Annotated in this window: 19 protein-coding genes and 1 pseudogene; 9 read left to right on the top strand and 11 right to left on the bottom strand. The window is 71.4% G+C overall.

Features of this window, described 5'->3' with window-relative positions; translation table 11 throughout:
- Positions 1 to 5: 5 nt before the first annotated feature.
- Both E1285_RS21890 and E1285_RS21885 read right to left on the bottom strand, forming a co-directional pair.
- Positions 6 to 209 (bottom strand): DUF397 domain-containing protein, encoded by a 204-nt coding sequence (locus E1285_RS21890; protein WP_243722965.1) that lies wholly within the window; start codon positions 207 to 209, stop codon positions 6 to 8.
- 67 nt (positions 210 to 276) lie between these two features.
- A pseudogene (locus E1285_RS21885) lies at positions 277 to 1,074 on the bottom strand (helix-turn-helix transcriptional regulator); the annotation flags it as partial.
- A gap of 366 nt (positions 1,075 to 1,440) precedes the next feature.
- Between E1285_RS21885 and E1285_RS21880 the strand changes: the two are divergent.
- A complete protein-coding gene (locus E1285_RS21880; RefSeq protein ID WP_132154942.1) occupies positions 1,441 to 1,860 on the top strand; it encodes an ATP-binding protein in 420 nt (139 codons plus the stop codon).
- Positions 1,857 to 2,270, top strand: coding sequence for a hypothetical protein (locus E1285_RS21875; RefSeq protein ID WP_132154940.1), 414 nt, complete (start codon positions 1,857 to 1,859; stop codon positions 2,268 to 2,270). The genes E1285_RS21880 and E1285_RS21875 overlap by 4 nt, the downstream gene beginning before the upstream one ends.
- Before the next feature lies 1 nt (position 2,271).
- On the opposite strand, the gene E1285_RS21870 is transcribed toward E1285_RS21875, so the two are convergent.
- Complete coding sequence (locus E1285_RS21870; RefSeq protein ID WP_132154938.1) at positions 2,272 to 2,970, bottom strand: TetR/AcrR family transcriptional regulator; 699 nt, start codon at positions 2,968 to 2,970, stop codon at positions 2,272 to 2,274.
- 127 nt (positions 2,971 to 3,097) lie between these two features.
- Between E1285_RS21870 and E1285_RS21865 the strand changes: the two genes are divergently transcribed.
- Positions 3,098 to 4,219 (top strand): PQQ-dependent sugar dehydrogenase, encoded by a 1,122-nt coding sequence (locus E1285_RS21865; protein ID WP_132154936.1) that lies wholly within the window; start codon positions 3,098 to 3,100, stop codon positions 4,217 to 4,219.
- Between the two features lie 11 nt (positions 4,220 to 4,230).
- On the opposite strand, the gene E1285_RS21860 is transcribed toward E1285_RS21865, so the two are convergent.
- From E1285_RS21860 to E1285_RS21850, 3 genes are all read right to left on the bottom strand, one after another.
- Positions 4,231 to 5,826 (bottom strand): AMP-binding protein, encoded by a 1,596-nt coding sequence (locus tag E1285_RS21860; RefSeq protein ID WP_132154934.1) that lies wholly within the window; start codon positions 5,824 to 5,826, stop codon positions 4,231 to 4,233.
- Positions 5,827 to 5,929: 103 nt separating this feature from the next.
- The gene (locus tag E1285_RS21855; protein WP_132154932.1) at positions 5,930 to 6,664 is read right to left on the bottom strand and encodes a class II aldolase/adducin family protein; all 735 of its coding nucleotides are present in this window, start codon (positions 6,662 to 6,664) and stop codon (positions 5,930 to 5,932) included.
- Between the two features lie 10 nt (positions 6,665 to 6,674).
- Positions 6,675 to 7,859, bottom strand: a complete 1,185-nt coding sequence (locus tag E1285_RS21850) for an amidohydrolase family protein (protein WP_132154930.1) — start codon at positions 7,857 to 7,859, stop codon at positions 6,675 to 6,677.
- A gap of 99 nt (positions 7,860 to 7,958) precedes the next feature.
- Here E1285_RS21850 and E1285_RS21845 point away from each other — a divergent pair, with 99 nt between their 5' ends.
- The 6 genes from E1285_RS21845 to E1285_RS21820 all read left to right on the top strand — a co-directional run bounded on the left by E1285_RS21845 (position 7,959) and on the right by E1285_RS21820 (position 14,471).
- On the top strand, positions 7,959 to 8,672 hold the full coding sequence (locus tag E1285_RS21845; RefSeq protein WP_132154928.1) for a helix-turn-helix domain-containing protein: 714 nt from the start codon (positions 7,959 to 7,961) through the stop codon (positions 8,670 to 8,672).
- Between the two features lie 168 nt (positions 8,673 to 8,840).
- Positions 8,841 to 10,463 carry an ABC transporter substrate-binding protein gene (locus tag E1285_RS21840; RefSeq protein ID WP_243722963.1) on the top strand — a complete coding sequence of 541 codons (1,623 nt, stop codon included), beginning with the start codon at positions 8,841 to 8,843 and terminating at the stop codon, positions 10,461 to 10,463.
- 10 nt (positions 10,464 to 10,473) lie between these two features.
- Positions 10,474 to 11,427, top strand: a complete 954-nt coding sequence (locus E1285_RS21835; protein WP_132154926.1) for an ABC transporter permease — start codon at positions 10,474 to 10,476, stop codon at positions 11,425 to 11,427.
- The gene (locus E1285_RS21830) at positions 11,420 to 12,490 is read left to right on the top strand and encodes an ABC transporter permease (RefSeq protein ID WP_132154924.1); all 1,071 of its coding nucleotides are present in this window, start codon (positions 11,420 to 11,422) and stop codon (positions 12,488 to 12,490) included. The genes E1285_RS21835 and E1285_RS21830 overlap by 8 nt, the downstream gene beginning before the upstream one ends.
- A gap of 8 nt (positions 12,491 to 12,498) precedes the next feature.
- Positions 12,499 to 13,509: an ABC transporter ATP-binding protein gene (locus tag E1285_RS21825; RefSeq protein WP_132154922.1), complete on the top strand. Its 1,011-nt coding sequence runs from the start codon at positions 12,499 to 12,501 to the stop codon at positions 13,507 to 13,509.
- Positions 13,509 to 14,471, top strand: a complete 963-nt coding sequence (locus tag E1285_RS21820; protein WP_132154920.1) for an ABC transporter ATP-binding protein — start codon at positions 13,509 to 13,511, stop codon at positions 14,469 to 14,471. The genes E1285_RS21825 and E1285_RS21820 overlap by 1 nt, the downstream gene beginning before the upstream one ends.
- A gap of 24 nt (positions 14,472 to 14,495) precedes the next feature.
- On the opposite strand, the gene E1285_RS21815 is transcribed toward E1285_RS21820, so the two are convergent.
- Genes E1285_RS21815 through E1285_RS21795 form a run of 5 tightly spaced genes read right to left on the bottom strand, consistent with a single transcriptional unit; the run spans position 14,496 to position 19,017 of the window.
- Positions 14,496 to 15,302: an SDR family oxidoreductase gene (locus E1285_RS21815; protein ID WP_207946728.1), complete on the bottom strand. Its 807-nt coding sequence runs from the start codon at positions 15,300 to 15,302 to the stop codon at positions 14,496 to 14,498.
- Positions 15,295 to 15,744, bottom strand: a complete 450-nt coding sequence (locus tag E1285_RS21810) for a nuclear transport factor 2 family protein (RefSeq protein WP_132154915.1) — start codon at positions 15,742 to 15,744, stop codon at positions 15,295 to 15,297. Before E1285_RS21810 ends, E1285_RS21815 begins: the two co-directional genes overlap by 8 nt.
- Positions 15,741 to 16,622, bottom strand: coding sequence for an LLM class F420-dependent oxidoreductase (locus E1285_RS21805; protein ID WP_132154913.1), 882 nt, complete (start codon positions 16,620 to 16,622; stop codon positions 15,741 to 15,743). Before E1285_RS21805 ends, E1285_RS21810 begins: the two co-directional genes overlap by 4 nt.
- 11 nt (positions 16,623 to 16,633) lie before the next feature.
- Positions 16,634 to 18,115: an FAD-dependent oxidoreductase gene (locus E1285_RS21800; protein WP_132154911.1), complete on the bottom strand. Its 1,482-nt coding sequence runs from the start codon at positions 18,113 to 18,115 to the stop codon at positions 16,634 to 16,636.
- Positions 18,112 to 19,017, bottom strand: coding sequence for a VOC family protein (locus E1285_RS21795; RefSeq protein WP_132154909.1), 906 nt, complete (start codon positions 19,015 to 19,017; stop codon positions 18,112 to 18,114). Before E1285_RS21795 ends, E1285_RS21800 begins: the two co-directional genes overlap by 4 nt.
- Between the last annotated feature and the right edge of the window lie 305 nt (positions 19,018 to 19,322).

The following is a 19,322-nucleotide window of genomic DNA, read 5'->3' as shown; positions in this document are numbered from 1 at the left end:
GCGGATCAGGCGTCGTCGTTCGCGCTCTGGTCGTAGCGTCCGGCTCTTACCTGGGTCGTGAAGGTGAGCCAGACCTGGACGCTGAAGGTGAGGTGTCCGGTAGCGGGAGCCTTGCTGTCGCGGATCGCGATGGCGGCTCGCGCACCGGTGACCTCGACGCAGTTGCCACCGCCGCTCCGGCTGCTTTTCCGCCACGGAGCACGCGACATCGCGGGCGTCATGATCATCACGCTCCTTTCCCGGACGCAGATCTTTCGCGGACGCGGCGATCAGCGAAGCGGATGCGCTCGGGCTGAGCGCGACGGCGAGAAGATGTGCACTGACCAGGTTGTATCGGGCAACATCTGCCTCTTCTTCTAGAAAGATGTCCCCTGCCTGGCTTTCGAGATACACGATGTCAGGCCCGATCTCCTCCACGAAGTTCATGACGACGTAAGAGCCGGGCATACCTGGATGGCTTCCCGCGTCGAACGGGATCACCTGGAGGTTCACGTTCGAACGCGCCGTGACGGCCAGCAGGTGATCGAGCTGCTCCCGCATGATCTCCCGGCCGCCGACGACGCGGCGGATGGCGGCTTCGTCCACGATCGCCCACAGTTTCAGCGGCTGGTCTTTCGTCAGGGCCGCCTGCCTCCGCATCCGTGCGTCGACCCTGCTTTCGATCTCCTCGACGGCGGACTCCGGAAAGGCGCCTTGGATGGCGGCTCGCGCGTAGCGCTCGGTCTGGAGGAGGCCCGGGACGAACAGGCACTCGTAGTTCAGAACGTCGCGCGCTTCGGATTCGAACTCGATGTAGGAGGCGTAGCGTTCCGGAAGATCTGACGCGAAGGTGTGCAGCCAGCCGCGCGTCGCCGACTGCTTGAGCAGGGTCCCCAGTTCGGAGCGTTTCGGCTCGGCCACCCGGTACACGTCCAGGAGGCCGGCCAGGGTGCGCGCCTGAGGCCGGACACGGGCGGTCTCGATCCGGTAGAGCGTGGCGACGTTGATGCCGGTCTGCTCCTTCACCTGCTCGCGAGTGAGTTCCGCGACCTTGCGCAGCCGGCGCAGCTCTGCCGCGAGACGCCGAAGACGCACCGTCGGTGTCCCCACTGCGACTCCTTTCCGTGTGTGCGACGGGCGCGGCCACAGCCCCCGTGCCCTCCGCGCCTCGGTTGACCCGTGAATGCAAGCAATGTAAATGCAACCTTTGCATCAACACTCTAAGTGATGCGTTCTGTGCAGAGCGTTCCACGGGAGGCCGGTGGACCGCAGGCGATCAGCGGATACGGAGCGGCCCTGAGGCGGTGCTTGCCCCACCGGCCCCGGGCCGTGATCCGGCGGGAAAGAAATCGGACCCATGTCGAACCTGCCTGAGTACTCGCCTCCAGCGGAGTATGCCGCTCACCCGACACCGGGCGGATCCGTTCGGGCGACGGCCGATCAGGCCGCCGGGGGCCGGCTGTGATCGTCTGGGACGGGTGGCGCACCGAGCGGATGTGCCCGCCCGGCGTCCTGGACGTCCTTGACGTCCGGGACGTCCGGGCGCGGGTGCGGCGGACGCTGGCGCGCTGCTCGGACGGCTTCGAGCTGGACGACGTGGACCTGATGGTCTGCGAGATCGCCACCAACGCCGTCCGGCACACCGCCAGCGGCAGGCCCGGCGGCGGGGTGTGGGTGACCGCGCTCGTGTCGGCCGCGCGGCTGCGGGTGGAGATCCTGGACGACGGCGGCTCGCGAGGGCGTCCGGTGATTCCGGCGCAGTCCCCGGCGTGCGACGAGTCCGGGCGCGGGCTGCTGATGGTGAGCGAACTCGCCGACCGGTGGGGCGCGCTGCGCGGGGAGACGGGACGTCACACCGTGTGGTTCGAGGTCGTCCAGTGAGCGCCGCGCGAAGGCTGCGCGGTGCGTGGGCGGCGCGGCGGAGCTCCAGGCCGCGGGGAAGGAGCCGGGGCGGGCGCGGGGCTCTCCAGTCCCTGCTCTCGAAGCCGTCACCGGAGGCGGTGTTCCTCTTCGGGGACGCCGGGCCGGAGGCGCCCGAGGGGGGCGAGCACTTCTCCGGCGAGGCGCAGGCATGGCGGCTGCTCGCGGACATGGAGGCCGCGCGATCCCGGGTCTGGTCGCGGCAGGGCCGGGTGTGGGACGCGGGCATATGCGCCGGGCGCGCCCAGGTGTACCGGGCGGCGGCCGAACAGCTCGAACGACCTCCTGATCGAGTCACCTGGCCGGTGGGACGGCAACGAGCGCCGGGCCGGCCGGGAAGATCCCGGTTGAAGCCGACCCGGGCCCGCTGAGTCAGGCAGGTGGTGCGGCGGTAACGCGGTCCATCCATTCGGTGAGGAGCACGTGTTCGGCAGGGGTCAGGCCGGTGAGTTCGGGGGCGACGGCGCGCAGGGCGATGGCCTTGCTGACCGGGTCGTCGGTGGCGTCGGCCGGGGCCGTCCCGGAGGTGACGGCGGCGATGGCCGCCTCGCGGGCGAGGGCGGACAGGGCGGGGTCGCGCCGGTCCTCCGGGAGCGAGATGAGGGTGAAGGTCATCCCGCGGCCGGCGGAGTGGATCAGCAGGGCGGCCCGCTCCTCGCTCACGCGGAGGCGCCCGGCCGCGGCGATGCGGCTGACGTGCCGGGCGAGCATCGCGGCGGCCTGGCGCGCGGCGGGGGTCTCGACGCCGGGCCGGGCGTCGCCGTAGATGAGTGAGTACAGGGCCGGGTTGCTCAGCCCGAACCCGACGTGCAGGTCCCAGCCGCGGCGCAGGTCGTCCACGGGGTCGCTGGTCTCGCCGAGCGATGCCTTGTCCGCCAGGTAGGACTCGAATCCGTGGGCGGCGACCGCGTCCAGCAGGCCCTGCTTGTCACCGAAGAGCCGGTAGATGACCGGTGACTGCACCCCCGCCTCGGCGCAGATCGCGCGGGTGGACAGCGCCTCGCGGCCGCCCTCGCCGAGCAGGTCGTAGGCCGCCTTGATGATCCGCTCCCGCGTCGCGTCCCGCCTCATGGCCGCCAACGATACCCGCCAGCCGCCCCGGATGTATCGGCGATAACAGAACTCTGTTATCGCCTTGTGTTGGCGACGGCATCACGATTATGTTGTCGCCATCAACACCACGGAATCGAGGCACATCATGCACCCGAAGCGGGTCCTCGCCCTGGCACTGACCGCCGCCCTGTCGGGGGCGGTGCTCTCCGGATGCGCGGGGACGCCCGAACCGCGGACGCCCACCCGCGCGGACTCCGGATCATCGCCGCCGGCCGCCCCGGGGACGGTCACCGAGCTGGCCACAGGCCTGGACATGCCGTGGGGGCTGACGTTCCTGCCGGACGGCTCGGCCCTCGTCTCCGGGCGCGCGTCCGGGCAGATCCACCACATCCCGGCCGAGGGCGGACAAGCGGCACTGGTCGGCGAGGTCCCCGGCGTGGAGGTGAGCGCCGAGGGAGGCCTGCTCGGCCTGGCCGCCTCCCCCGGCTTCGCCGAGGACCGCGCGGTCTACGCCTACGTGTCGGGGCCACCGACCAACCGCGTGGTCGCGCTCCGCGTCGCCGAGGACCTGCGGTCGCTCAGGCGGGAACGCGTCGTCCTGGACGGGATCCTGACGGCCGACCGGCACCACGGCGGCCGGTTGCGCTTCGGCCCCGAGGGTCACCTGTGGATCGGGACGGGAGACGCGTTCGAGCCCGAGAACGCGTCCGACGAGGACTCCCTCAACGGAAAGATCCTGCGGATCCGGCCGGACGGGTCGATCCCGGAGGACAACCCCACGCCCGGCTCCCCCGTCTACTCCTCGGGCCACCGCAACGTGCAGGGCATCGCCTTCGGCCCGGACGGCACCGCCTACGCCTCCGAACTGGGCCACCGCACCTGGGACGAGCTGAACGTCCTCCGGCCGGACCTCGACTACGGCTGGCCCGAAACCGAGGGAACGGACGGCGACACCGGCGAGCCCCCGATCTTCACCGTCCACCCCGACGAGGCCTCACCCTCGGGCATCGCCTTCGCGCAGGGTTCCATCTGGATGGGAGCTCTGGGCGGCCAGCGGCTGTGGCAACTCCCGGTCGACGGCCCCGAGGCGGCAGGGGAACCCGTCAGCCACTTCGTCGGCGAGTACGGCCGCATCCGCACCGTGGAACCCGCCCCGGACGGCTCCCTGTGGCTCACCACTTCGAACACCGACGAGGCCACCTGGGGAGGCACCGCCCCCCGCCCCAACGACGACCGCCTCCTCCGCCTCGAACTCACCGGGAGTTGACGCCCGGCGGGTCAGGGGGTCCGGGGTTCGTAGGTTCCGTTGTTGTTCTCGTAGAGGGGGTCGGTCGTCTCGGTCGCCTCGGTGCGGAGGGTGCGTTTGATGACCTTGTTGGTCGGGGTTCGCGGCAGTTCCTCGACTATGCGGATGTAGCGGGGCATCCACTTCGTGCCCAGGTCGGGTTGGGCGGCCAGGAATTCCGTGAAGGCGGAGGGGGCGAAGGTCGTGTTCGGGGTCAGCGCCACCGCCGCCATCACCTGGTCGCCGACGCGGGGGTCCGGGACGGCGTAGACCGCCACGTCCGCGAACTCTTCGTAGCGGGCCAGGAGGCGTTCCACCGGGGCCGCGGCGAAGTTCTCGCCGTCCACCCTTAGCCAGTCGTCGTTGCGGCCGGCGAAGTACCAGTAGCCGTCCCCGTCCCTGTAGGCCAGGTCGCCCGACCACGTCCAGCCGTTGCGGACGCGCTTCGCCGTCGCCTCGGGGTTGTTGTAGTAGCCCTCGAACTTCGCGGCGCCCAGCGTGTCGACGATCTCGCCGATCGCCTCTTCCGCGTTGAGCAGCGTGCCGTGCTCGTCGAACTCGGCGGGCGGGCATTCTTCGAGCGTGTCCGGGTTGATCACCAGGGTGCCCGGCTCGGCGACGCCCAGCGAGCCCGAGGGTGTTCCCGGGACGCGGTTCAGGCGGATCTCGCCCTCGCTGGAGCCGTAGGAATCGATGACCGTGCAGCCGAAGCGGCGGGCGAACTCGGCGATGTCGGGCTCGGCGGCCTCGTTGCCGAACGCGATGCGGAGCGTGTTGTCGGCGTCGTCCGGCTTCTCCGGGGTCGCCAGGATGTAGCTGAGGGGCTTGCCGACGTAGTTGAAGAACGTCACGCCATGGCGGCGGACGTCCGGGAGGAAGCCCGAGGCGGAGAACCTGCGGCGGAGGACGATCCGGCCGCCCGTGGCGACGGCGGGCGCGATGCCGGCCATCAGGGCGTTCGAGTGGAACATCGGCATGACGACGTAGAACGCGTCGTCGCGGGTCAGGGCGCGGCGGTCGCGTTGCTGGACCGCGATGCGGCCGAGCCTGCCCTGGGTGCAGATCACCGCCTTGGGCGCGGAGGTGGTACCCGACGTGAAGACCAGGGAGAAGATCGCTTCCGGGGTGACCGGGGAGGTCTCGGCGGGAGGGGCCGTCGCGAGGCGGTCGGCGTAGGCGGGGGTGTCGACGGTCAGGGCGGGGACGTCCACCAGGCCTTCCAGCATGGGCGCGCGGGACGTCTCGGTGACCAGGAGCGAGCAGTCGGTGTGGGTGATGTCGCGGGCCAGTTCGGCGCCCCGGCGGGTCGGGTTCAGCTCGACGACCGGGACTCCGGCGAGGGCGCAGCCCAGCAGCCAGAACAGGTGCTCGGTGCCGTTCTCCAGGAACAGGCCGGCATGGCCGGGCAGATCGGCGACCAGACCGGCCCGCCGCCGGGCCTCCGTGACGACCTCCCGCCACGTCCAGGAGTCCTCCTCGAAGCACAGGCCCGTCCGGTCGTCGTCACCGCGTGCGAGGACCAGGTCGGCGAAGGCCGTCTCCTGGGCCGGGCGGTCGTCGCCCAGCACGGCGGTCTTCTCGTCCGGCATGCATCCTCCCAGGTGTCGAACCCCGATTATCAACTTCGGCCATCGGGCGCCCCGGACACGGACTGCATCTCACTGAGCAGGACCGTAGCCGCCGCGGGCACGCCTAGCCGGAGAGAAGGTCCGGGTCCGCGCGGAGTTCCTGGCGGACCATGGCCTCCCAGAAGCCGGCGAAGCCGTTGCCGTCGCTGCGCCGCATCTTGTCGGCCCACCAGGTGGGGAGCGGTGATTCCAGGACGCCGCCGGCGGCGCGGATGTGCCAGGCGCGCTGGCAGCGCTGTTCCAGCGCGACGGCACGCTGGTGCACGGCGCGGGCGGAGCTCCCCACGACGAAGACGCCGTGGCCGGCGAGGAGCGCCAGGTCGGCGCCGCGCATCTTGGTGATGGCGGCGCGGGCGGCCTCCTTGCTGTTGACCGGCTCGTCGTACTCGTCCACCAGGGCCATGTCGCCGCCGCCCAGGGTGGAGCTCTGGTCCATGGCGGGGGGCACCTCGCGCATGTCGGCCCAGACGGTTCCGTACAGGGGGTGGTTGTGGACGGCCCATCCCACGTCGGGGCGCTGCTCGTGCAGGGCCAGGTGGAGCGGGATGCCCAGGGGGACCGGCCAGTCGCCTTCGACGAGGTCGCCGTCCAGGTCGATGCGGATGACCTGGTGCGGGCGCAGCTCGTCCCAGGTGATCAGCCACGGGTTGCACAGGAGGGTGCCGTCGCCCAGGGCGCAGGTGATGTGACCGGCGAGGTGGTCGTTGTAGCCCTCACGCCAGAGGCAGCGGGCAAGGAGGACGAGTTCTTCCCGGAGGGTGAGGTCGGGGATGAGCTTGCCGGGCGTGGGTTCGAACACGAGTCCTCCTTCAGCCGAGGGGGAGCACGGTGGCGGGCAGCGGGTGCCGGTAGAGGGCGGCGGCGTTCTCCGAGCACATCGCCCGGAGCTCGGCCGGGTCGATGTGCCCCCAGGCCTTCTCGAGGACGGACTGGGTGTCGGGCCAGGTGCTGTCGCCGTGCGGGTAGTCGGTCTCGACCATGATGTTCTCGACGCCGATCCGGTGCCGGGTGTCGATCGTGGACGGGTCGTCGATCGTGCAGAACCAGAAGTTGCGGCGCAGCACGTCGGCGGGACGCACTTCCCAGCCGGTGCCGTACCCGGAGCGGTCCACGATGTTGTCGAGCCGGTCGAGGAGCATCGCCACCCAGCCGATACCGCCCTCGCTCATCGCGATCTTGAGGTCGGGATACCGCAGCGGGTACTCCGACCACAGCCATTCGGCGCAGGCGCGCAGCGACTGCTGCCCGAAGAGGGTGGCGCCGAGCTGCAGGCGCGGGGCGCCGGGCGGGTGGTTCTGCAGGCCCGAGCTGCCCACGTGCAGCGAGATGACCGTGTCGGTGTCGACGCACGCCTGGATGATCGGGTCCCAGTGGTCCCGGTCCCAGAGCGAGGGCAGGCCGATGGCGTGCGGCCGCTCCGGGAACGTGACCGAGGTGAAGCCGCGGGCGGCGTTGCGCCGGATCTCCTCGACGGCCAGTGCCGGGTCGGTGAGGTGGGTGATGCCGAGCGGGACGATCCGGTCGGGGTACTTGGAGTGCCATTCGTCGTACAGCCAGTCGTTCCAGGCGCGCACGCAGGCGTGCCCGAGTTCCTGGTCGTGGGTGGCGAAGAAGACGCGCCCGCAGAAGCCGGTGATCTGGGACGGAAAGTTCACCGATGCCCAGACGCCGTTGATGTCCATGTCGCGGACGCGCGCGTCGACGTCGTAGCAGCCCTGGCGCATCTGGTCGAAGCGGAACGGCTCGAACGTGATGGTCTCCGGCCGGCGGCCGGCGACGGCGTTCATCCCGACCTGGGTGTACCGGTCGCCTTCGAACTCCCAGGCCTGGTTCCCCTCGGGCGTCTCCACGATCCTCGGCGCCCGTTCCTGGAGCCGGGCGGGCAGCCGGCCGTCGAACGTGTGAGGAGGCTCCACCACGTGGTCGTCCACCGAGATGATCGTGTATTCGGCCGCACGCGGCTCGGGTTCGGGAAGGAACAGATACGCGGACATTGACCCCCCTCGTGTTGCTGGCTCGTGTTGCTGACTCGTGTTGCTGTGGGTCGTGTTACTATGTGACACGTTTGTTTCATTCGATAGTAGGTTGAGGGAATGAGCACGGTCAAGCAGGTGCAATCGGTCCGGAACGCGTGCGTGCTGCTGGAGACGATCGCGGCCGCGCAGCCGATCGGGGTGAGCGAGCTGGCCCGCGCCACCGGATTCGACAAGAGCGCGGTGCACCGGATCGCGGTGACGCTCCACGAGGCCGGCTGGATCCGGCCCGCCGGAGGGCCGGCCACCCGCTGGGAGCTGGCGCCGGCGCTCCTCGGCCTGGCCCGCGAGGGGGGCACCGCGAGCCTGGTCGCGACGGTGCGTCCGGTCATGGAGCGGCTACGGGACGACACCGAGGAGACCGTCCTGCTCGGGGTCATGGACGGTGACCGCCTGACCGTCGCCGAAGTGGCCGAGAGCCGGCGGCCGGTGCGGCTGAGCATGCCTCCGGGGGCGGAGATGCCGTTCCTCGGCAGCGCGGCGGCGCGCGCGATCGCCGCGCTCCTGCCGGCCGGCGAGGTGGAGCGGCTGCGTGCGGCCCATCCGGGGTTCGACGACGACGCCGCGCTGGAACGTGTGCGGTCGCAGGGCTGGTCCTCCAACGACGAGGAGGTCCAGGAGGGTGCACGGGCCGTCTCCGCCGCACTGGCGGGGGCCGACGGCCGCCCGCTCGGTGCGCTGGTCGTCTGCGGTCCGGCCGACCGGATGCCGGCCGGCCGGATGCGCGAGTACGGGCTCCTCGCGGCGGCCGCGGCGGCGTCCGTGCGGCTCTGAGCACCCCGAGGCGCAGGTGCCGGCGGCGCGGCGGACCGGATCCCACTGAGCGGGACCTGGCGACGCCCCGATCCGGTCATCGTTGTTTCCCTCGTTTTGGTCTACCGAAAGTCACCTACGGAGAGCAGGGGGCAGCGGCAGCGTTCGCAGAGGGTTCGCGGGAGGATCGTGAAGACGTCCAGGTGGAGATGGCGCCGCCGTTCCGCCGGGTTGCTCATCGTCGCGATGACGGCGACGGCATGCGCCTGGCAGGGCGAGAACGCGGGGCGGGAGCAGCCCGCCGGACCGCCGGCGGAGTACAAGGCCGGCATGATCGGCGAAGCCGGGCCCGGTGAGGCGGGCCCGCCCGTCAAGGGCGGCACGATGACGCTCGCCGCCTACGCCGAGGCCGGGCTCCTCGACCCGGCCGAGACCATCGTCGCCGGTTCCACCGGCGGCATGGAGATGGCCGCGATCTACGACGTCCTGATGCGCTGGGACAGCGAGACCGGCGAACTCCACCCGCAGCTCGCCGAGGACCTGGAGGCCAACGGCGACTCCACCGCGTTCACGCTCACCCTGCGGGACGGCGTGACGTTCAGCGACGGGACACCGCTCGACGCGCAGGCCGTCAAGTGGAGCATCGAACGCTACGTGAAGAAGGGCGCGGACGAGGCGGCGCTGTGGAAGAGCAACGTCGCGGCCGTCGAGACGCCCGACGACCTGACCGTCAAGTTCGAGCTCCGGCACGAGTGGCCGACGTTCCCGTTCATGCTGACCACCGGCCCGGGAATGATCGTCGCGAAGTCGTCCGACGCCGGGGGCGAGTTCACCCCCGTCGGCGCGGGCGCCTTCGCCTTCGAGCGGTACCGGCCGAAGGAGGAGACCGTCCTCAAGGCGCGCGCCGGCTACCACGGCGGGAAGCCGAACCTCGACCGGATCCGGATCGTGTACGTCGACGACCCGGACGCCGCGCTGTCCACGCTGAGCACCGGGCGGATCCAGGGCGCGTTCCTGCGCGATCCCGTCGCCGTCCAGGACGCGCTGAAGGCCGGGCACCACGGCTACCTCAGCATGGTCGCGCTCGGCAACGCCGCCGTGATCAACGCGTTGCCGGGGCATCCGGGCGCCGACCCGCGCGTCCGCAAGGCGATGCACCACGCGATCCACCCGGAGGCGATCTACCAGCGCGCCTACCCCGGTACGGGCCTCGCGAGCAACGCGCTGTTCCCCGACTTCTCGGTCTGGCACACGGACGCCAAGCCGCTTCCCTACGACCCGGGCAAGGCCCGCCGCCTGCTGCGGGAGGCCAAGGCCGACGGCTTCGACGGCAAGGTGTCCTGGCTGGACTCCCAGGACCCCGCCTCCCGGACGACCGCGCTCGCGGGCAAGGCGATGCTGGAGAACGTCGGCTTCGACGTCGAACTCGACCTGGTCCGCTCCGTCTCCGACCAGATCACGAAGGTGGCCGTCCGCAAGAGCTACGACGTGGCCGGCTGGGCGCTGAGCTGGCGCGAGGCCGGGCCGTTCGCCCGCATGTACGCCACGCTCCACGCCGAGGGCAACCTCACGGTCGGGATGGCGACCACCCCGGCGATGTCCGCGCTGATCGAGGAGCTGCGGGGCGCTGAGACGACCGAAGACCAGCGGGCCGTGATGGGACGCATCCAGCAGCAGTGGAACCAGGACGTCCCGGCACTGGTGCTCGGGCCGCAGCCCGAGCTGGTCGCCTGGCCGGACACCGTGCACGGCGTCGTCGGGACCGTCAACAGCATGGTCCTGCTCGACGACGCCTGGATCGCCCAGGGCTGAGAGGGACGATATGGCACGCGACCTGGCCAGACGGCTGATCGAGCTGACGCTGGTGCTGCTGATCGTCAGCATGGGCACGTTCGCGCTGGTGGACCTGATGCCGAGCGACCCCGCGGTGGTGGTGCTCGGCGAGGGCCACACGGCCGCGGAGTACGAGGCGAAGCGGGAGTCGATGGGGCTGAACGATCCCCTCCCGGTCCGCTACGGGCACTGGATGGGCGACGCGCTCACCGGCGACCTGGGCGAGTCGTTCGTCCCGCCGTACAGCGACGTCGCCGGGCGGATCGGGGCGGCGCTGCCGGTCAGCGTGGAACTGGCCGTCCTGGCGATGGTGATGGCCCTGCTCCTGGCGGTCCCCCTGGCGATGTGGTCGGCGTACCGGTCCGGCGGGCTGGTGGACCGGGCCGTCAGCGCGGTGTCGTTCGGGGTGCTGTCGGTGCCGAGCTTCCTGGCGGGCATGCTGCTCATCGCGCTGTTCGCCGAGCGGCTCGGCTGGTTCCCGCGGCTGGAGTGGTCGCGGCTCAGCGACGGGGTCGGCGACAACCTCTACCACGCGTTCCTGCCCGCGCTGACGATCGCGCTGATGGAGACGGCGACGTTCACGCGGGTGCTGCGCGGCGACCTCATCACGACGCTGCAGGAGGACTTCATCCTGTCGGCGAAGGCGAAGGGCATGGCGCCGCTGCAGGTGCTGTTCCGGGACGCCCTGCGCCCCTCGTCCTTCTCGCTGATCACGCTGATGGGGATCAGCCTGGGCCGGCTCATCGGCAGCACGGTGATCGTCGAGTACCTGTTCGCGCTGCCCGGCATGGGGACGCTGATCATCAGCGCGGCCGACCAGGGCGACGTCCCGATGGTGCAGGGCGCGGTCCTGGTGATCGCGCTGATCTACGTGCTGGTGAACGCGGCGATCGACCTGTCCTACGGCCGTCTCGACCCACGAATCAGGCGGGCACATGTCTGAGGCGCACACGACCGACACGCACATGACCGACCCGCACATGACCGACAGGGCAGCCCGGGTGATCGGCCCGCGGTGGTGGGGCGCGGCCCTGGCCGCCGCCGGGTTCGCCGTGTTCGGGCTGTCGGTGACCGTCCTGGCCGGGGACGGGTGGGTGCAGGCCGCCGCGGTCGTCATCGGCCTCGCCGCGGCCTACCTCGGGCTGAACGCGCTCGGCCGGGCCGTGTTCGGCGGCTCCTTCGACCTGCTGTTCTGGCTCTGCGTCGGCTGGGTGACCGCCCTGGTCGCCACGGCCGTCGCCGCGCCGCTGCTGCCGTTCGGCGAGCACCAGGACATCGTCAAGACGCTGGGGACCCCCGGCATGGCCGTCCCGGACCTGTCGACCTCGCATCCGCTCGGCACCAACAACTTCGGGCTCGACCTGCTCGCACGCGTCGTCCACGGCGCGCGGTCGTCGCTCGTCGTCTCGCTCGGCGCGGTCGCCATCGGCATGGTCGTCGGCGGGGCGATCGGGATCGCGGCCGGGTACTTCCGGCGCGGCACCGACGCAACGGTCGGCGTGCTGACCAACTCGCTGCTGGCCGTCCCGCCGCTGATCCTGCTGATCGCGCTCGGCACCGTCCTGGAGCCGAGCCTGGCCAACATCGCCTTCGCGCTGTCGCTGCTCGCGATCCCCAGCATGATCCGGATGGCGCGGGCGAGCACGATGGCGTTCGCGCAGCGCGAGTTCGTCGTGGCGGCCGAGGCGATGGGCGCCTCCCGGCGGCGCGTCATGACCCGGGAGCTGCTTCCCAACGTCGTGCTGCCGCTCGCGTCCTACGGCATGGTGATGGTGTCGGTGCTGATCGTCGCGGAGGCGTCGCTGAGCTTCCTCGGCCTCGGGGTCCAGCCGCCGTCGCCGTCCTGGGGGAACATGATCGCCGAGGGTGAGGAGAACGACGCCTTCACCCAGTACCCGCACATCGTGCTGGTGCCCGGCATCACGCTCTTCCTGACCGTCTTCGCGTTCAACCTCATCGGTGAGAAGGCCCGCAAGCGGTGGGACCCCCGCCAGGCGAAGCTTTAGGAGCCGGCATGAAGAACGAACCCGGTACGAACGACGAGCCCGGTACGAACGACCAAGCCGTCCTTGCCGTGGAGGACCTGCACACCGAGATCCGCACCCCGCAGGGTCCGCTCAAGGCGGTGGACGGGGTGTCCTTCACCGTCCGCCCCGGGGAGATGTTCGGCATCGTCGGCGAGTCCGGCTCGGGCAAGTCGGTGCTCGGCCGGACGGTGATGGGCCTGTACACGTCGGGCCCGTCCATGACGGTGACCGGGAAGGTGGTCCTGAACGGCCGGGACGTGCACGCCCTCAGCCCCGGCGAGCGGCGCGGGCTGTGGCGGTCGGACGTCGGGATGGTCTTCCAGGACCCGGGGACGGCCCTCAACCCGGTCAAGCGGATCGGCCGCCACCTGACCGAGGGCATGCGGGGCATGTCCCGCGCCGCCGCCCGCGACCGGGCCGAGGAGCTGCTGCGCCTGGTCGGCATCCCCGAGCCGCGCCGCAGACTCCGCCAGTACCCGCACGAGCTGTCGGGCGGCATGCGCCAGCGGGTGGTGATCGCGGTCGCGCTGGCCGGTGAGCCGTCCCTGCTGATCGCGGACGAGCCGACGACCGCGCTGGACGTCACCGTCCAGAAGCAGATCCTGGACCTGCTCGGCCGGCTCCAGTCCGAGCTGGGCACGGCGATCGTCCTGATCAGCCACAACCTCGCGGTCGTCGCGGGGCGGGCCGGCCGGGTCGCGGTCATGTACGCGGGCCGCCTCGCGGAGCTGGCCCCGGCCGCCGACCTGTTCGCCGGCCCCCGCCACCCGTACACCGAGGCGCTGCTGGCCTCGGTCCCCCGGCTGGACGACCCGCCCCACTCCGTCCTCCAGGCGATCGAGGGCGCCCCGCCGAACATGGCGGCGCCGCCGCCGGGATGCCGCTTCGCGCCGCGGTGCCGGTACGCCACGTCCAGCTGCGAGACCTCGCCCGCGCTGGTCGCGGACGGCGGCCGCGCGTTCGCCTGTCACCACCCCGTCGACGTTGGAGGCGCCTGATGGCCGGCACGGGCACCACGCACCTGCGGTCCGGTGACCGCGTCCTGTCCGTCGAAGACCTCGTCGTGGAGTTCCCCGCGGGACGCGGACGGAAGGTCCACGCGGTCTCCGGGATCAGCTTCGACCTCATGGACGGGGAGACGCTCGGCATCCTGGGCGAGTCCGGCTGCGGGAAGTCGAGCACGGGACGCGCGGTGATGCAGCTGCCGCCGCCGTCCGGCGGGTCGGTGCGGCTGGACGGCACGGAGCTGACCGGTCTCACGCCCGCCGCGCTGCGGGAACGGCGCAAGCGGATGCAGATGATCCTGCAGAACCCGGCCGCCGCGCTGAACCCGCGCCGCAAGGTCGCCGATCTCGTCGCCGAAGGACCGTCGGTGTGGGGCGGCAAACCGGACCGGGCCCGGATCGAGGCGGTGCTGGAGTCGGTCGGGCTCGACCCGGCCGTGGTCTGGGACCGCCGCCCGCACGAGCTGTCCGGCGGCCAGTGCCAGCGCGTCTGCATCGCCCGCGCGCTGATGCTCGACCCGCAGGTCCTGATCTGCGACGAGCCGGTGTCGAGCCTGGACGTCTCCGTGCAGGCGCAGATCCTCAACCTCCTGGAGGGCACCAAGGAGCGCCTCGGCCTCAGCATGATCTTCATCGCGCACGACCTCGCCGTCGTGAAGAACATCAGCGACCGGATCATGGTGATGTACCTGGGCAAGGTCTGCGAGGTCGTCCCGTCCGGCGCGCTGGCGGGCTCGGCGCTGCACCCCTACACGCGCCTGCTCCTCGCCTCGGTGCCGGACGCCCCGCAAGGCGAGGGCGAGCAGGAGAACTCCGAGCCCCCGTCCCCGCTGGACCCGCCGAGCGGCTGCCGCTTCCGCACCCGCTGCCCCCTCGCCACCGACCGCTGCGCGGAGGAGGAGCCGATGCTGCGGCAGACGGCCGACGGCCACCACGTGGCCTGCCACATGGTCTGAAAAGCCGGTGGTCAGGCGCGGTGGTCAGGCGCGGTGGGGGCGGTTCGTCCAGCCCTGGTCGTCGGCGCGGACGAACCAGCCGGACGCGGCGAGCGTGCCGCCGTCCACCGGGATCGTGTGGCCGGTGACGAAACGGGCGTCGTCCGAGGCGAGGAACGCGACGACCGCCGCGTAGTCGTCGGGCTCGCCGAAGCGGGCCAGCGGCACCCAGGTGTGTTCCAGTCCCTCGTCGTAGCCGCGCCGCATCCACTCGGCCGGGGTCTGCTCGGTGTCGGCCAGGTCGGGGGCGATGGCGTTGACGCGGACGCCGTGCCGTCCGACCGCCACGGCGAGGCTGCGGGTGAACGCTGACACCCCCGCGTTGAACGCCGCGTACACCGGGTGCTGCGGGATGCCGCGGAACGCCTCGACCGTGGAGTTGTTGACGATGCTCCCCGAACCCCGCTCGATCATGGCCGGGAGCACCGCGTGCGTGAGCTTGAAGACGTGCAGCAGGTTCAGCTCGTAGAGACGCTGCCACTGCTCGGGCGTGCTGTCCTGAAAGGACGCGGCGGCGGGACGGAAGTCGCCCACGTTGTTGACCAGGACGTCGACCCGGCCCTCCGCAGCGGCCACCACCTTGGAAACCGTCTCGTCCTCGACGATGTCGCCGATGACCGTGACGCAGCGGCCTCCGGCGGCCTTGATGTCGGCCTGAGCACGGTCGGCGGCGTCCGCGTCGATGTCGTTGAGGATCACCAGGTCACCGGCGGCGGCCAAACGGCGGGAGACGGCACCGCCGATGCCGAGCGCACCACCGGTGACCACACTGACTCGGGAATCCTCACCCAACACGCCACCTCCGGACGGGTCTGGTCTCGATGAAGTCGATCTGGAGGGCGCGCCTCGCGAACCGCCAGCCGCCGTCCTCGCGCCGGTAGACGTCGCTGTAGCGCATGTGCCAGATCAGGTCGGACGGCTTGCCCGGCTCGCGTTCGGTCAGATGGTGCGCCACGCAGGTGACGTGGCCGGTCGCGTCCGCCTCGAACACCTGGCCGACGATCTCGTGGGACGTCACGGGGACGTCGTTCAACGTCGACAGGGCTTCCACGATCCCGTCCCGTCCGGCGAAGGTCCGCGCCGGGCCGAGCGAGCCGGGCGGGTCCGGCAGGACGAGGACGGCATCCTCGGTGAACAGGCCCGCGACGCCGGGCAGATCGCGGCGGTCGGCGTACAGAGCGTACCGGGAGACCAGGTCGAGCAGTTCGACCCGGTCGCCCGTCCCCAGCGTCATGACAGGCCGAGGCGCTCGGCGCAGGCGGACAGCTCGTCGCGCGCCTCGTTCAGGTCCTTGGTCGGCTTGCCGCGCAGGACGAGGCGGCCTGCCCCGAGTGCCCCCAGCTTCTCCGCCTTCTCCGGGGTGACGGCCGCCAGCGAGTGGCCGAGGGTCAGCTCCAGCGCGTCCGGGTCCCGGGCGTTCTTCTCGGCCTCCTCGCGCATCAGCGCGACCAGCGAACGAAGCTCGTCCCCCGCCACGCCGAGCGGCTGGAGGCCGTCCCCGTACCGGCCGGCGCGGCGGGCGGCGGCCTTGGTGTGGCCGCCGACGTGGATCGGCACGCCGCCCTCCTGGACGGGTTTCGGGTAGCTCATCGCGTTCTTGAACCGGAAGAACTCCCCGTCATGCGAAGCTCCTTCGGGCGCCGTGTCGGCCCACAGCTTGCGGAGCACCTCGAGCTGCTCGTCGCCGCGCCGCCCCCGCGAGTCGAAGTCGGCGCCGCACGCCTCGACCTCCTCGCGCATCCAGCCCATGCCGACGACCAGCCGCAGCCGCCCGCTGGACAGCGCGTCGATCGTCGCCAGCCGCTTGGCGAGCACCACGGGGTGGTGGTCGGGCAGGACGAGCACGCCGGTGGCGAGGCCGATCCGCGTCGTCTGCCCGGCGAGGAACGCCAGCAGGTCCAGCGGGTCGGGGATGTCCAGGTCGTCGGCGAGTTCCATGCGGCCCGAGGCGTCGTACGGGTAGACGCTGGAGTAGCCGCTCGCCACCACCGCGTGCTCGACCGCGCCGACCGACTCGAAGCCGCAGGCTTCGGCGTGCCGGACGTACGCGCCGATCCACGCGGGATCGGCCGTGACGCCCGCCGCCACGGGGAGCAGGACGGCGTGCTTCATTCGCATACCTCTCAGTTCTCGGATGCGGCGGCGGCGCGGCCGGCGCGGCGGCCGAAGAACGTGCCGTCGCCCAGGGACGTCCCGCTGATGTAGCCCTCGCCGTGGATGCCGGAGGCCGTTCGGCCCGCGGCGTACAGGCCGGGGACGGGCTCGCCGGAGTTGTTGAGGACCTCACCGTCCACGGTGGTGTCCAGGCCGCCGAGGGTGAACCCGCCGGCGCCCGTCCCGGCGCCGTGCTTGCCCGCGCCGAAGAACCCGTCGGCCGGGTCGATCGCCGCGAACGGGCCCTTCAGGGGACGCAGCCACTTGGGGTCCTTGCGGAAGTAGGGGTCCTCGCCCCGCTCCGCGAACCGGTTGTAGGTCTCGACGGTCGCCTCCAGCGAACCGGACGGCAGGCCGAGGGACTCCTCCAGCTCAGCGATCGTCTCCGCCGCGTGCTTGGGGCGGACGCCCCACATGTCGGCCTCGGCGATCTCGTCGTGCCCGGTCTCGTCGATGATCGCCCAGTAGGGGCCGGGCTGGTGCTGGACGGCCTGGTGGCTGAACAGGCCCGGGTAGACGTCCTCGTTGATGAAGCGGCGGCCGAGTCCGTCCACGAGCATGCCCCGGCAGATGACGGCGGGGTTGGCGGTGAGCGCGATCTCCACGGTCGCCATGCGGCGGGTCGCGGCGCCGAGCGCGGTCGCCATCCGGATGCCGGACCCGTCGCTGGTGCCGTCGCTGACCTTGTCGTGCCCGAGCAGCACCGGGGCGTGGTCGGCGAGCATCTCCTCGTTGTCGACGAACCCGCCGGAGGTGAGGATGACGCCTCTGCGCGCCCGGTAGGTCACCGTCTCGGCGAACCTGCGCGCGACGACGCCGGCGACGCGGCCGTCACCGTCCACGACGAGGTTCGTGGCGGAGGTGTCCTGGTGGGCGACGGCGCCCGCGCCGGCGGCGGCCGCGATCAGCTTCTCCATGAGGATCCCGCCGGCGAACATCGGCGTCTCCGGGCGGTGCCCGCGCGGCGCGGGCCGGGCGATCGTGTTGTACGGCCAGGCGTTCTCACCGAGCCACATCAGGCCGTCCTCGGTGTACGGCATCCAGCCCGGCGCGTCGAACAGGCTCTCCTTGAACGGGACGCCGCGGGCGCGGAACCACTCGAAGTGCTCCACGCTCCCGTCGCAGTACAGCCGGAGCTTCTCCGCGTCCGCGTGCGGGCCGAGCGCCGCTTCGAGGAAGGCGAACATGTCGTCCGGCGTGTCGTCGAAGCCGCACGCCTTCTGCACCCGCGTGCCGCCGCCGAGATACAGTTCCCCGCCCGACTGCGCGGACGTCCCGCCGGGGCCGCTCGACCGTTCCAGGACGAGCACGTCCGCGCCCGCCGCCGCGGCCTCGTACGCCGCGGCGGCGCCTGCGGCTCCGAAGCCGACCACCAGCACGTCGCATTCGTGGTCGAAGTCGCCGATGCCGCTGAGCGCGAACGGCTCGACCGAAGACCGGGGAGGGGTCACTTCTCGGGCTGGGCGAACGCGGCCAGCGGCTCGGACCCCGACCAGTCGTGGCCCCAGTAGCTGTCCTTGGTGATCTCTTCGGCGGTGTAGTACGTCTCGTCGACGAGCATGCCCTCGCAGCCGTACTCGACGTCCCAGCCGCCGGGGGCGCGCACGTAGAACGACACCATCTTGTCGTTGGTGTGCCGGCCCAGCGTCGAGGAGATCGAGAAGCCCTTCTCCTTGACGGTGTCGAGCGCGATGCCGACCGCGTCGAGGGTGTCGACCTCCACCATCAGGTGGACGAGGCCAGGGGCGCCGTCGTGGGGCGCCGGGCAGATCGCGACGCTGTGGTGGCGCTGGTTGACGCCCATGAAGCGGATCCGCACCGGGCCGCCGACCTTCATCGCGCCGCGCGGCAGGAACCCGAGCACCTCGTTGTAGAACGCGGCGGTCTCGGCGAAGTTCGGGGTGGGCAGCACGACGTGGCCCATGCCCATCGCGCCGGTGACGAACTTCTGCGCGAAGCCGGTGCGGACCGGGCTGTGGTCGAGCACCGGGCCGAAGAACACCTCGACGGGGGTGCCGCCCGGGTCGGTGAACGCGATGACCTCCTCGGCGTCGCGCTCGGCGGCCTCCTTCGGCTTCAGCGCCGTCACGGCCGTCCCGGACTTCTCGACGGCCTCGCGGACGGCGGCCAGCGCGTACTGGTCGCGTACCTCCCAGCCCACGGCGAGCACCTTGTCGGTGTCGCCGGGCAGCAGCTGGAGGCGCGACCGGCGCTCGTCCATGCGCAGGTAGAGCCCGTCCGGGTCGGGGCCGTCGCCTTCGGCGAACCCGAGCCCGTCGAGGGCGAACTCGCGCCAGCGGTCGATGTGCCGGGTCTGGACCCTCAGATATCCCAGCCCTCGGATCTGCGTCACTGTCCTCGACTCCTTCGATATCGCGGCCTGCCCACCGGACGTCCACCCTCAACCTGTCAAACCGCGTGGTGCGCCGCCGCCGTCCTTCCCGCTCAGTGAGAGTCCGGACCCGGCGCCGGGTTCACCTCTTCTCCGCCAGCAGCGAGACGGGGCACTCACGCGGCACGGCATCGCGTACCCAGGGCTAATGCGTTCTCAGATGCTGAGATGAGCCGGTAGATCGGCAGGCCAAACGGCGGGTGGCACCCGGGGGGTTGTGAACGACGAACGCGGTCCCCGATGATCTTGGGTGTCTAAGCCAGTCG

The organism is Actinomadura sp. 7K507 (genome assembly GCF_004348425.1).
Lineage (GTDB): Bacteria > Actinomycetota > Actinomycetes > Streptosporangiales > Streptosporangiaceae > Spirillospora.
The sequence above is the reverse complement of the archived record's forward strand: the minus strand, read 5'-3'. Positions and strand labels throughout refer to the sequence as shown.